The organism is Streptomyces asoensis (assembly GCF_013085465.1).
In the GTDB taxonomy this organism is placed as follows: domain Bacteria; phylum Actinomycetota; class Actinomycetes; order Streptomycetales; family Streptomycetaceae; genus Streptomyces; species Streptomyces cacaoi_A.
In genome coordinates, this window is sequence record NZ_CP049838.1 from 1,561,999 (window position 1) to 1,575,064 (window position 13,066).

The window sequence follows — 13,066 nt, forward strand, 5'->3', positions numbered from 1 at the left end:
CACGGCCAGAGGACAGTTCGGCCGGGCACGGGGCGGCCCGTCGCGGTGCGCGAAGCGGAGGAGTCAGGGCATGACCCCCGTCATCGCACGGGCACCGCGAGGTACTGGTACTCAAGGAACTCGTCGATTCCGACCCGGCCGCCCTCGCGGCCGAGCCCGGACTGCTTGACCCCGCCGAACGGCGCGGCCGGATTGGAGACGAGACCGGTGTTCAGGCCGACCATGCCCACTTCCAGGCGTTCACTGACGCGCAGGGCGCGGTCGAGGCCCTCGGTGAAGACGTAGCCGACGAGGCCCCAGGGGGTGTCGTTGGCACGGCTGACGACCTCGTTCTCGTCGTCGAAGGTGAGGATCGCCGCGACGGGACCGAAGATCTCCGTGTCCATCAGGCGGCTGCCGGGATCCACGTCGGTGAGCACGGTCGGCGGGTAGAAGCAGCCCGGCCCTGCGGGCGTACGGCCGCCGACGAGGACCCGGGCACCGCGCTCCACCGCGTCGGCCACCAACTCCTCGACCTTCGCGCGGCCCGTGGCATCGATCAGCGGGCCGACGTCGACGCCGTCCCGGGTGCCGGGGCCCACCACGAGCCCGCCCATGCGCTCGGCGAGCTGCCGCCCGAACTCCTCCGCCACCGACCGATGGACGAAGAAGCGGTTCGCGGCCGTGCACGCCTCGCCCATGTTGCGCATCTTGGCGAGCATCGCGCCGTCCACGGCTTTTCCCAGGTCGGCGTCCTCGAAGACGATGAACGGCGCGTTCCCGCCCAGCTCCATCGAGCTCCGAACGACCTTGTCCGCGCACTGGGCCAGCAGCAGCCGTCCGACCTGCGTGGAGCCGGTGAAGGACAGCTTGCGAATCCTCCCGCCACGCAGGAGCGGCTCGCACACCTCCCCCGCACGGGAGGTGGTGACGACATTCAGCACGCCGTCGGGCAGCCCGGCCTCCTTGAGGATCGCGGCGAGGGCGAGGCTGGAGAGAGGGGTCTGAGGGGCCGGCTTGAGGATCATCGTGCAGCCCGCCGCGATGGCGGGGCCGATCTTGCGGGTGCCCATGGCCAGCGGGAAGTTCCACGGGGTGATGAGGAGACAGGGTCCGACCGGGCGGCGGGAGAGCAGCATACGGTTGCGGCCGTCAGGCAGGACGCCTCCGCCGCCGTCGATACGTACGGCCTCCTCGGAGAACCAGCGGAAGAACTCCGCCGCGTACGCCACCTCTCCCCTGGCCTCGGCCAGCGGCTTGCCCATCTCGGACGTCATCAGGTGGGCGAGTTCGTCGGTGCGCTCGATGATGATCTCGTAGGCGCGGCGCAGGATCTCGCTGCGCACACGGGGTGCCGTACGGGCCCACTCCTCCTGCGCCTCGGCGGCCGCGTCCTCCGCCAGCCGGGCGTCCTTGGCGCCCGCGTCGGCGACATGGGCGATGATCTCACCGGTCGCCGGGTCGTCCACCGGCATGGTTGCGCCGTCCGCGGCGGCCACCCAGGACCCGCCGATGAACAACTGCGTGGGTGTGTCGGTCATGACGTCTCTCCTGGTTGATCGGCGGCGGGGTCGAGCAGTTCCGCGAGATGCAGGGCGCGGACGCCCCGGTCACCGGCGAGGTGGTCGATCTGGGTGGCGCAGCTGAAACCGTCCGCGACGACGACGGTCGGCGTGTCCTGGTCGATGCCGTCGAGGCGTGGCTTCAGCGCCAGGTCGGCGACGGCCATCGAGGTGGCGTAGTGCTGTGCCTCGAAGCCGAAGTTCCCGGCGAGCCCGCAACAGCCCTCGGCCTCCTCGACCTTGCCCGCACCCAGCCGGCGCAGCAGGTCGGCGGGGCGGCGGCCCTTGAAGGTGGCGTACTCGTGGCAGTGGGTCTGCAACACGACGTTGTCCGGCAGCTCGGCCCGGCTCCAGTCCGGGGCGGCCAGGTCGGTCAGGGCGCCCGCGAAGGTGTGGACGCGGTCCGCGACCCGACGGGCGGCGTCCGTCCCGAGGAGCTCGGGCACGTCGCGTTTGAGCGCGGCGGCGCAGCTGGGCTCGGCCACGATGATGGGCCGTTCGTCGCCGTTGTCGAGGTGGGCGACCGTACGGGCCATGATCCTTCGGGCCACTGACAGCTGGCCGGTGCTGACCCAGGTCAGACCGCAGCACAGGCCGTCCTGTGCCGTACAGGGGATTCCCGCGTCGGCGAGGACCCGGCTCGCGGCACCCGCCACCTCGGGACGGAAGGCGCGGGTGAAGCTGTCGACGAAGAGCAGGGCTTTCGCCGGTTCGCCGGCCTTCGCGCTGCGCAGGACCCTGCGCAGCGTGTGCCGGGAGGCGAAGGCGGGGATCCTGCGCTGCGTGGTGACGCCTCCGAGGCGGGCGAGCAGTGTGCCGATCGGTCCGCGCAGCAGGGCGTTGAGGGGTCGGGCGGCGTATCCGGCGAGGGCGGAGGTCAGGGGCAGCCAGCCCAGCGAGTAATGGGACCGGGGTCTGAGCCTGCCTTTGTAGTGCTGGTGCAGGAACTCCGCCTTGTAGGTGGCCATGTCGACCCCGACCGGGCAGTCGCTGGAGCACGCCTTGCACGACAGGCACAGGTCGAGGGCGTCGCGGACCTCCGTCGAACGCCAGCCGTCCTGGACGGTCTCCCCGCGCACCATCTCCTGGAGGAGACGGGCCCGGCCCCGCGTGGAGTCGTTCTCCTCTCCCGTGGCCCGGTAGCTGGGGCACATCACACCGCCCACGTCGCTGCGACATCGGCCGACGCCGATGCAACGACGGGCCGCGCCCGCGAAGCCGTCCTCGTCGTGCGGGAAGGTGAACTCCGTCGCCAGGGGCCGGATCTGGTGCAGCGCGAGATCGGCGTCGAGCGGGGCCGGAGCCACGACGACGCCCGGGTTCAGCAGCCCCTCGGGATCGAAGAGCTCCTTGAACGCGGCGAACGCCCGGATCATCCGGTGGCTGTACATGACCTCCAGCAGCTCACCGCGCGCCCGCCCGTCGCCATGCTCGCCGGACAGCGTCCCGCCGTGCGCGACGACCAGGGCGGCGGCCTCGTGCAGGAAGCGACGGGCGGCGGCGCGGCCCTCGTCCGTGGCGAGGTCGAAGTCGATGCGCACGTGGACGCAGCCCGCGCCGAAGTGCCCGTACATCACGCCCGTCAGGCCGTGCGTGGCCAGCAGTTTGCGGAAGTCCCGCAAGTAGGCGGCGAGGTTCTCGGGCGCGACCGCCGAGTCCTCCCAGCCGGGCCAGGACTCCCCGCCGTCGACAAGGCGGGCGGCCAGGCCGGCCCCGTCCTCGCGGACCCGCCACAGCGAGCGCCGTTCGGCCGCGCCCTCGACCACCCGCCCGCCGGTCGTCCGGCCCTGCGCCTCGAGCACCTCGAGGAGCTGGGCCGCACGGGCGTTCACCGTGGCCTCGTCGTCGCCGTCGAGCTCGACGTACAGCCAGGCACGCCCTTCGGGCAGCCCGGTGACGGAGTCGGGGCCGCGGCGGGCGTGCATGGTGGCGACGATCGCCTCGTCCATGCCCTCCACGGCGGTGGGATTCCACAGCAGGATCTCCGGGACGTCCTCGGCCGCGTCGACGACGTCGTCGTAGCCGAGGGTGAGCAGCGCCGAAGCCTGTGCGGTCGCCACCAGGCGGACCGTCGCGGCGGTGACGACCGCACAGGAGCCCTCGGTGCCGACCAGGGCTCGGGCCATGTCGAAGCCGTGCTCGGGCAGCAGGTGGTGCAGCTGGTAGCCGGAGACCTGGCGGGTGATGCGGCCCAGCTCGGTCCTGATCGGCGCCAGGTTGTCGCCGATCAGGCGCCGTACGTCCGCTTCGAGGCGGGCGACGTGGTCGGCGTCTCGTGGGTCGACCGGATGCAGGCCGGTGCGGTCGGCCACGGCCCGCACGCCGTCGGCCGTCACGATCTCCAGGGCCTCGATGTGGCTGCTGGTCCGCCCGTGCCGCACCGACCGGTTCCCGCACGCGTCGTTGCCGATCATCCCGCCGAGGGTGCAGCGGCTGTGCGACGACGGGTCGGGGCCGAAGGTGAGCCCGTGCAGGGCGGTGGCGCCGCGCAGCGCGTCGAGGACGACTCCGGCCTGGACCCGAGCGGTCCCGGCGACCTCGTCGATGTCGAGGATCCGGTTCATGTACCGGGAGAAGTCCAGGACGACGCCCGGCCCGACCGCGTTGCCGGCCATGCTGGTGCCGCCGCCGCGGGCGGTGACCGGGACGCCCGTCTCCTTGCAGGCCCGCAGCACCGCGACCACGTCGCCGGTGGAGCGGGGGAAGGCCACAGCCTGCGGGGGGACGCGGTAGTTGGAGGCGTCGTAGGCGTACTGGCCGAGGGCGCCCGGGCCGGATTCCACCCGCAGGCCCGGAGCCGTCTCGGCCAGCCGCGCGGTCAGCCGCGCCACACTGTCGCTCATCGTGCCGACGCTCCTGAGGTACCGGTCTCCACCGCCGCCGCCCACGCCTGGAGCCCCTCGTCCACCGCCGCCTCGTCGATCACCAGCGCCGGGATCATCCGCACCACCTGGTTCCAGGCCCCGCACAGCAGCAGGAGCAGGCCCTCGTCGACGGCGGCGCGCTGAACACGGGCGGCGGTCTCGGGGTCGGGACTGCCGTCCTCCGTGACGAAGTCGGTGGCCAGCATGAGCCCCAGCCCCCGCACATCACCGATGCCCGGCGTCCGGTGGGCGACCGCCTCCAGGCCGTGCCGCAGCCGCGCTCCCATCGCCTCGGCGTTCTCGACGAGCTTCTCGTCACGTACGACGTCGAGGGTGGCGCAGGCGGCAGCACAGGCGACGGCGTTCGCGCCGTACGTACCGCCCTGCGAACCGGGCCACGCCTTGGCCATCAGCTCCTCGGAGGCGGCGATGGCGGACAGCGGGAACCCGCTGGCCAGGCCCTTGGCGGTGACGAGGATGTCCGGCGTGACCCCGAAGTGCTCGTGTCCCCAGAAGCGGCCGGTGCGGCCCACGCCGGTCTGCACCTCGTCCAGGATCAGCAGGAAGCCGTGCCTGTCGGCCCGCTCCCGCAGCCCCTCCAGAAAGGCGCGGGTCGCGGGCACGTACCCGCCCTCGCCGAGCACCGGCTCGACGATGATCGCGGCCGTGTCCGCGGGCGACGAGATCGTCTGGAGCGTGTAGTCCAGCTCCTGAAGGGCGAAACGGGTCGCGGTCTCCTCGTCCCAGCCGTAGCGGTAGGCCGACGGGAACGGGGTGACGACCACACCGCTCATCAGCGGCGAGAAGCCGGAGCGGAAGCGGGTGCCGGAGGTGGTCATGGAGGCTGCGGCGACGGTGCGGCCGTGGAATCCGCCATGGCAGACGATGATGTTGGGGCGGCCGGTGGCCTGCCGGGCCAACCGCAGCGCGGCCTCGACGGCCTCACTGCCGGAGTTGGTGAAGAACAGGCTGTCCAGGCCGGTCGGCAGCACCTCGCCGAGCTTGTCGACGAGCCGCCGCAGTGGCTGGTGCATGACCGTCGTGTACTGCCCGTGGACCAGCGTGCCCACCTGCTCCTGTGCCGCCGCCACGACCCTGGGGTGGCAGTGTCCGGTGCTGGTGACGCCGATACCGGCGGTGAAGTCGAGGTAGCGGCGGCCGTCCTCGCCGTAGAGGTGGACGCCCTCGCCCCGGGCCGCCACCACGGGAGTGGCCTGACGAAGGTGCGGCGACAGTGCGGTCATGTTCGTCTCCCGGCGTGGGTCGTCGGACTGGTGCGGTCTCCCGAGCATCTCCGCCGCCCCACAGGGAGCCAACGCGCGATCTGTCCGGCGGGGGCACGGTGTTCGGACGTTCTGTCAGGCGCGGGCCTGAAATGCGGTGCCCATGGCCCCGTACGCCCCCGGCGGAACACCTCTTGCGCAGGTCAGCGAGGCTTGTCAGAGTGACCGGGCACTCAGGGAGACAAAGTGAACGACAGCCCCTCGACGGCGCGACCGCCGGACACGGGCGACCCGGACAGCAGTGCGCCCGGCCGCGCCCTCACCATCGGCGACGTCCTGGCCCTGCCCGTCCTGGCCGCCGGACAGCCCCAGGTCGTCACCGGCGTGACCTGCCTCGACCGGCCGGTTCGCTGGGTCCACATCACCGAGCTGACCGACCCCGCATCCTTCCTCAAGGGCGGCGAACTCGTCCTGACCACCGGCATGCCCCTGCCCGAGGAGTCCGCGGGCATCAGGCGCTACGTCGACGAACTCGCCCGCATCGGGGCGGCGGCTCTGGTCATCGAACTCGTACGGCGCTACCACCGTCCGCCCGACGCCCTCGTCAACGCCTGCCGCGCCCGCGGGCTGCCCCTGATCACCCTCGCCAAGGACGTCAACTTCCTCGAGGTCACCCAGGTCGTCCACGCCCTCATCCTCGGCAACCAGGCCGAGGCGATGCGCCGCACCCAACGCGTCCACGAGGCGTTCACCACACTGACGCTGCGCGGCGCCGGACCGGAGGACGTCATGCGCGCGGCAGCCGAGATGAGCGGCCGCACGGTCGTCCTGGAGAACCTGGTCCACCAGGCACTGATCTGCGAACCCTCCGGCACCACCCTGGAGGAAGCACTCACCGGCTGGGAGCAACGATCCCGAGCGACCCCGCCCGGCGACCGCACGAGCCAACGCGGCCCGGAGGGCTGGCTCACGGCACCGGTCGAATACCAGGGCGAACGCTGGGGCCGCGTGGCCATGCTGCCCGCCCCCTCCACCGAACCGGCCTTCGGGCCGGAGCACATCACCGTCCTGGAGAGAACGGCGATGGCCCTGACGGTCGCCCGCCTCATCCACCCCACACCCTGGGAACGCACCGCGCATCGCAACGCCCTTCGCGATCTCGTCGAGCAGCGCCACCGCTCCCCCGAAGACGCCCACGCCCGCCTGGCCTCACTGGGCCTGCCCACCGAGAACAGCCACTTCCTCACGGTCGTGGTGGACCTCCCCGCAGACGACAGCGCAGCGAATGCCGAGACCCGCCTGTCCCAGGACCTGCACACGACGGGAATCCCGGCACTCGTCGGCGAACTGGCCCCCGGCCGCCTGGGAGTACTGCTCGCCCTGAGCCCCTCGCACCCCTGGCAGCCCGCGGTCGAACGGCTGAGCCGCGCCACGCTCGACCTTTCCCCGCAGGCGGTCGTGAGCGTCGGCTCCGAGGTCGACGACCTCACCGACGCCCCCCGTTCCTTCCACCAGGCAACCCGCGTGGCCGAGGCCACCCCACCCGACCAGCCTCTCCCCCCGGGCCGCTCCTTCCACGAACTCTCCGACGTCGACCTGCGCCGCCTGCTGTACGCGCTCCGCGAGGACACCCGGATCCAGGAATACGCCGAACAACAACTCGGCCGTCTCCTCGATCACGACACCCGACACGGCACCGACCTGCTGACGACCCTCCGCCACTACCTCGACGCCGCCGGCAACAAGACCGGCGCCGCCCGCCGCGGTGGCCTCTCCCGCGAGACGTTCTATCAACGCCTGCGCACCATCGAGCGCCTGCTCGACTGCGACCTCGAATCGGGCGACCAGCGCACCGCGTTGCATGTGGCCCTGACAGCGCTGGACGTCTTGCGCGTCGGGCCTGTTCCTCGGTCGTGCCCCGGCCTTTGAGGCTCTCGGGGTGTGTGAGCGAGGCGTAGCGGTAGAAGGCACAAGCAGGGGCCCAGGCCCGGCGACAGGGCGGTGAAGTCGATGAGCCCCACCGCCACTGGGATCGTCAAGCGGGCTCGTCCGGGTCGGACAGTCCGGCCCTGACCGGCCCGCCGTCAGGGTTCTGTTATGGCTGCGGCGCTTCCCGTCAAACATCCGTCAGCGAGGGGGGCGGGTTCCGGACGGACAGGCACAGCGTCACTGAGGCGCCCGGCCGAAACCGGCCGAGCGGCTCACGTCACCTTCCTGCACCGCCCCGAGGAGCAGCACACATGTCTGAGGTGGACCTCTGCGAAGACCCGAGCCTTCCGAACGCGTCCCGGCCGGACTTGCTCTCCGTTCGAGCGTGCAGAGTACGGAGAATCGGCGGCGGGACCTCCTCGAGCGATCTCGGTCAGCCCAGGAAGCTCAGTCGAACCTGACGGTTGACATTGGAGATGTTCGTGTCCACCAGGCACACCGACTGCCACGTGCCCAGCTCCAGCCTTCCGTCCACGACCGGCAGGGTCGCATGGGGCGGGACGAGGGCCGGGAGGACGTGGTCGCGACCGTGGCCGGGGCTGCCGTGCCGGTGCTGCCAGCGGTCGTCGGCGGGGAGCAGGGTGTGCAGGGCGGCCAGGAGGTCGTCGTCGCTTCCGGCGCCCGTCTCGATGATCGCGATCCCGGCCGTGGCGTGCGGGACGAAGACGTTCAGAAGGCCGCCGCGGCCGACGGCCACCTCACGCAGGAACGCCTCGCAGTCCCCGGTGAGGTCGACGACCCTCTCCCGGGAGCCTGAGGCGATGTGCAGAACTCGGGTGGTGAACGCATCTGACATGCCCCCATCCTGACCCATACGCCGGGTTCCGCACCCGATCTCACCACCGAACCGGGAAGATCCACGCCGACCCTTCCGTTGGTAGATGCGTGAACAACGTGCGTGAGGTCGAGGTGGTCGTCATAGGCGCCGGCCAAGCGGGTCTGGCCGCCGCCTATCACCTGCGGCGCAGCGGTTTCGAGCCGGAGCGCGACTTCGTGGTGCTCGACCACGCGCCCGCCGCCGGCGGTGCCTGGCAGTTCAGATGGCCCTCGCTGACGTACGGCAAGGTGCATGGGATGCACGCGCTGCCCGGCATGGAGCTGACGGGCGCGGATCCCGCCCGACCGTCGTCCGAGGTCGTCGCCGAGTACTTCGACGCCTACGAGCGCGCCTTCGACCTGCGGGTACGGCGGCCGGTCGATGTGCGGGCCGTGCGTGAGGGCACCGGTGGGCGGCTGCTCGTCGAGACCTCCGACGGTACGTGGTCCACGCGGGCCCTGATCAACGCCACCGGCACCTGGGACCGGCCGTTCTGGCCGCGCTATCCCGGCCAGGAGACCTTCCGCGGCCGGCAACTGCACACCGCGCGGTATCCGGGTCCCGAGGCGTTCGCCGGGCTGCGGGTGGTCGTGGTGGGAGGTGGTGCGTCCGGTACCCAGCACCTGCTGGAGATCGCTCCGTACGCGGCGGAGACCACGTGGGTGACGCGGCGGCCCCCCGTCTTCCGCGAGGGACCCTTCGACGAGGGCGCGGGCCGCGCGGCCGTCGCGCTCGTGGAGGAGCGGGTGCGCCAGGGGCTGCCGCCGAAGAGCGTGGTGTCCGTGACGGGACTGCCGCTCAACGACGCGATCCGGCAGGGGCTCGCCGACGGGGTGCTGGACCGGCTGCCCATGTTCGACCGGATCACTCCGGACGGCGTGGAGTGGGACGACGGGCGGCGGGTCGCCGCCGATGTCATCCTGTGGGCGACCGGGTTCCGGGCCGCCATCGACCATCTCGCGCCGCTGCGGCTGCGTGAGCCGGGCGGTGGGATCCGGGTCGAGGGCACGCGTGCCGTCGCCGATCCGCGCATCCATCTCGTCGGCTACGGGCCGTCGGCCAGCACCATCGGCGCCAACCGGGCCGGCCGCGCGGCCGTACGGGACATCAGGCGGCTGCTCGCGGAGGAACCGGTCGCCGCCTGACGCCCCGCCAGGTCACCCGGCCGCCACCGACTGGCTCTTCGGGCTCGGCGGGCTCTTCGGGTTCAGCGGGCTCTGCGGGCCCTGCGAGCTCTGCGGGCTCTGCGGGCTCGGCGGGCCCTGCGAGCTCTGCGGACCCTGCGAGCTCTGCTGGTTCCGGTTGAACTCGGCGACGTTGCGCTGGTGTTCCGCGTAGCTCGCCGTGAAACGCGTGTCGCCCGGCTTGACCGTGACGAAGTACAGCCAGTCGCCGGGGGTGGGGCTGATGGCCGCCCGCATCGCCTCCTCGCCGGGGCTGTCGATCGGCGTCGGCGGCAGGCCCATGCGCTGGTAGGAGTTGTAGGGGCTCTCGACACGGGTGTCGTTCTCCGTCGTCGTCAACGTGAAGCGGTTCAGCGCGTAGTTGATGGTGGAGTCCATCTGCAACGGCATCCCGCGCTCCAGGCGGTTGAACACGACCCGGGCCACCTTGCCCATGTCCGCCTTGGTGGCGGCCTCGGCCTGCACGAGGCTGGCGATGGTGACCGCCTGATAGACGTTCATGGCGTTGCGCTGGGCGCCGGCCGCCGTCGGCGCCCCGTTGAACTTCTTGTTGGCGGTGTCGACCATGTAGGACAGCAGCGTCTGCGGCGTCGCCTTCTTGTCCAGCGGATACGTCGCCGGGAAGAGGTAGCCCTCCGGGTTGCCCTCGGCGTCGTTCGGCAGCTTCAGCCCGGCCTTCGGCAACGCGTTCCTGGTGGTGCCGGCCGGCAGGGCGAGCGCCTTGTCGACGGCCTCGTAGACCTGGCTCGCGCGCCAGCCCTCCGGGATGACCAGGGTCGCCGGCTTCGGCTTCTCCTTCGGACTCTCCAGGCTCAGCAGCGGCACCGCCACGGCGGTGCCGGCCACGATGGCTCCGGTCGCGATGAGGACGAGACGGCCCCGGCGCGTCAGTCGAATCGTGCTCCGTGGCGGAGTGTTCATCTGCATGCGGGCACGGTAACCCTCACATCGTCACAAACCCGGCATAACTTGCCATACTGTCATCTTATCGGCTCCAGGCGGGCATCCCGTCGCACCAGGGCCGCGTACCGCCCGTCCCGCTCCAACAGCTCCTCGTGCGTGCCCCGTTCGGCCGCCTGACCGGAGTCGAGGACCACGATCTGGTCGGCCCCCCGAATGGTGGACAGCCGATGGGCGATGGTGAGCGTGGTGCGGTTGGCCGAGAGGGCGTCGATGGCCTCCTGGACGGCCTGTTCCGTGCGGGTGTCGAGGGCGCTGGTCGCCTCGTCGAGGATCAGCACCGGCGGGTCGCGCAGGATGGTGCGTGCGATGGCCAGCCGCTGCTTCTCACCACCGGAGAACCGGTGGCCACGCTCGCCGACGACCGTGTCGTAGCCGTCGGGCAGGGCGGCGATGTGGTCGTGGATCTGCGCCGCCCGCGCAGCCGCGTGCAGCTCCTCGTCGGTGGCGTCCGGCTTGGCGAAGCGCAGGTTGTCGGCGACCGTGGCGTGGAAGAGGTACGTCTCCTGCGAGACGACGCCGACCGCGCGCGCGAGGGTGTCGAAGTCGAGGTCACGGACGTCGACGCCGTCGAGGGTGACCCGGCCGCCCGTCACGTCGTACAGCCGCGGCACCAGGTAGCCCAGCGTGGACTTGCCGGCGCCGGTCGGGCCGACCACCGCGAGGCTGCCGCCGGCGGGGACGTCGATGTCGATGCCGTCGAGGACGGGGCCGCCCTTGTCGTCGTACCGGAAGGTGACGCCCTCGAAGCGGACCTCGCCCTTGATCCGGTCGAGACGGACCGGGTTGTCGCGCTCGGTGATGTCGATGGGCAGGTCGAGGTACTCGAAGATGCGCTGGAAGAGCGCGAGGGAGGTCTGGATCTGCACACCGGTCGACAGAAGGCTGACGGCCGGGCGGAACAGGCCCTGCTGGAGCGAGACGAAGGCGACGATCGTGCCGAGGGAGACATCGGGGCCGCCGAACTGGAGGGTCATGCCCGCGGTCCAGTAGATGAACGCCGGCATGGCGGACATGACGATCCCGATCACGGCCATGCGCCAGCGCCCGGCCATGTTCGACCGCACCTCGAGGTCGACCAGCTGCTCGGACTCCTCCGAGAAGGCGCGCGTGAGGGAGTCGGAGCGGCCCATGGTGCGGCCGAGCAGGATGCCGCTGACCGACAGCGACTCGGTGACCGTGGCGGCCATCGCGGCCATCTGCTTCTGACGCTGAGTGGTGATCTTCTTGCGTTCGTTGCCGACGCGGCGGCTGATCCACACGAACACCGGCAGCAGGAGCAGCGAGACGACGGTCAGCCGCCAGTCGAGGGCGACCATCGCGATGATGGTGGCGACCACGCTGGTGAAGTTGGAGACCAGGGAGGTGGCGGTGGAGGTGACGGTGGCCTGCATGCCGCCGATGTCGTTGGCGATGCGGGACTGGACCTCACCGGTACGCGTGCGCGTGAAGAAGGCGAGGGACATCCGCTGGAGGCGGTCGTAGACGGCCGTCCGCAGGTCGTGCATGACGCGCTGGCCGACGGTCGTGGAGATCAGGGTCTGAAGGACGCCGAAGACACCGCTCAGGACGGCGCTGAGGATCATGCCGAGGGCGAGCAGGCTCAGCAGGCCGGTGCGCCCCTCGGGAATGGCGACGTCCAGCGTCTCCTTCAGGAGGAACGGGGTGGCGACGGTGACCAGCGAGGCGGCGGCGACCAGCAGGCCGACGACCGCGAGCCGGGCGCGGTAGGGCTTGAAGAGCGTGAGGATGCGGCGCACCTGCCGGGGCTGTTCGGTCGAGGTGCCGGGCGAGGGGGTCCAGTCGATGTGGTCGCGGGGCATGGCTCCTACGGAGGGTGAGACGATGAGGACTGACGGAGCATAGCTCATTGTTACCTATACTCACAATGAACGGCATCCTGATATTGTTCCCGTATGACCACCCCCGATTCCGACAGTCTGCTCGCCGAGCAGCTGCTGCGGCTCACGCGCCGGGTGCACCGCATCCAGAAGCACCATCTGGAGCGGAGCGGGCTCGGCGTCACCCCCGCCCAGGCCCGGTTGCTGCGCACACTGGCGCACTGCGACTCACCGCCGCGCATGGCCGACCTCGCCGAGCGGCTCGAGGTGGTGCCCCGGGCCGTCACGACCCTGGTCGACGGGCTGGAGGGGAGCGGCAAGGTGCGACGGGTGCCGGACCCCACCAACCGGCGGGTGATCCGGATCGAGCTCACGGAGGACGGCCGCAAGGCCCTGCGGCAGCTACGGGGCGCGCGGATGTCCGCCGCCGAGGAGATCCTCGATCCGCTGACGGACCTCGAGCGCCAGGTGCTGAGCGGGTTGCTGGACGCACTGGTGGACGGGACACCGGAACGGACGCCGAAGCACGGACAGGGACAGAGACAGGGACAGGAACAAGGACGGGGGCAGGGGCAGGGGCACAACTGCTGAACCTCGTGCCAACGGGCCGTGGCCGCCCCTCCGTACTGCTGGAGGGGCGGCCACGG

General features: G+C 71.3%; 9 protein-coding genes. 3 read left to right on the plus strand and 6 right to left on the minus strand.

The genetic code is table 11. The annotated features are described in order from the left end of the window. Window positions 1-80: 80 nt before the first annotated feature. The 3 genes from G9272_RS06930 to G9272_RS06940 are packed head-to-tail and all read right to left on the minus strand — an operon-like array spanning window position 81 to window position 5,649. On the minus strand, window positions 81-1,520 hold the full coding sequence (locus G9272_RS06930) for an NAD-dependent succinate-semialdehyde dehydrogenase (RefSeq protein ID WP_171395707.1): 1,440 nt from the start codon (window positions 1,518-1,520) through the stop codon (window positions 81-83). After that, entirely contained in the window at window positions 1,517-4,384 is a 2,868-nt protein-coding gene (locus tag G9272_RS06935) for an FAD-binding and (Fe-S)-binding domain-containing protein (protein ID WP_171395708.1), read from the minus strand. The genes G9272_RS06930 and G9272_RS06935 overlap by 4 nt, the downstream gene beginning before the upstream one ends. Then, window positions 4,381-5,649, minus strand: coding sequence for an aspartate aminotransferase family protein (locus tag G9272_RS06940; RefSeq protein WP_171395709.1), 1,269 nt, complete (start codon window positions 5,647-5,649; stop codon window positions 4,381-4,383). Before G9272_RS06940 ends, G9272_RS06935 begins: the two co-directional genes overlap by 4 nt. Window positions 5,650-5,874: 225 nt before the next feature. Between G9272_RS06940 and G9272_RS06945 the strand changes: the two genes are divergently transcribed. Continuing rightward, complete coding sequence (locus G9272_RS06945; protein ID WP_171395710.1) at window positions 5,875-7,557, plus strand: PucR family transcriptional regulator; 1,683 nt, start codon at window positions 5,875-5,877, stop codon at window positions 7,555-7,557. A 433-nt stretch (window positions 7,558-7,990) separates the two neighbouring features. Here the strand turns inward: G9272_RS06945 and G9272_RS06950 are convergent, their stop codons facing one another. Then, the gene (locus tag G9272_RS06950; protein ID WP_171395711.1) at window positions 7,991-8,413 is read right to left on the minus strand and encodes a secondary thiamine-phosphate synthase enzyme YjbQ; all 423 of its coding nucleotides are present in this window, start codon (window positions 8,411-8,413) and stop codon (window positions 7,991-7,993) included. A gap of 89 nt (window positions 8,414-8,502) precedes the next feature. Between G9272_RS06950 and G9272_RS06955 the strand changes: the two genes are divergently transcribed. After that, window positions 8,503-9,579, plus strand: a complete 1,077-nt coding sequence (locus tag G9272_RS06955) for an NAD(P)-binding domain-containing protein (protein WP_171395712.1) — start codon at window positions 8,503-8,505, stop codon at window positions 9,577-9,579. Between the two features lie 12 nt (window positions 9,580-9,591). Here the strand turns inward: G9272_RS06955 and mltG are convergent, their stop codons facing one another. Further along, a complete protein-coding gene (gene mltG, locus G9272_RS06960) occupies window positions 9,592-10,545 on the minus strand; it encodes an endolytic transglycosylase MltG (RefSeq protein ID WP_253267746.1) in 954 nt (317 codons plus the stop codon). Window positions 10,546-10,598: 53 nt separating this feature from the next. After that, entirely contained in the window at window positions 10,599-12,401 is a 1,803-nt protein-coding gene (locus G9272_RS06965) for an ABC transporter ATP-binding protein (protein WP_171395713.1), read from the minus strand. 93 nt (window positions 12,402-12,494) lie between these two features. Here G9272_RS06965 and G9272_RS06970 point away from each other — a divergent pair, with 93 nt between their 5' ends. Next, on the plus strand, window positions 12,495-13,010 hold the full coding sequence (locus G9272_RS06970) for a MarR family winged helix-turn-helix transcriptional regulator (RefSeq protein WP_171395714.1): 516 nt from the start codon (window positions 12,495-12,497) through the stop codon (window positions 13,008-13,010). The last annotated feature ends 56 nt before the right edge of the window (window positions 13,011-13,066 follow it).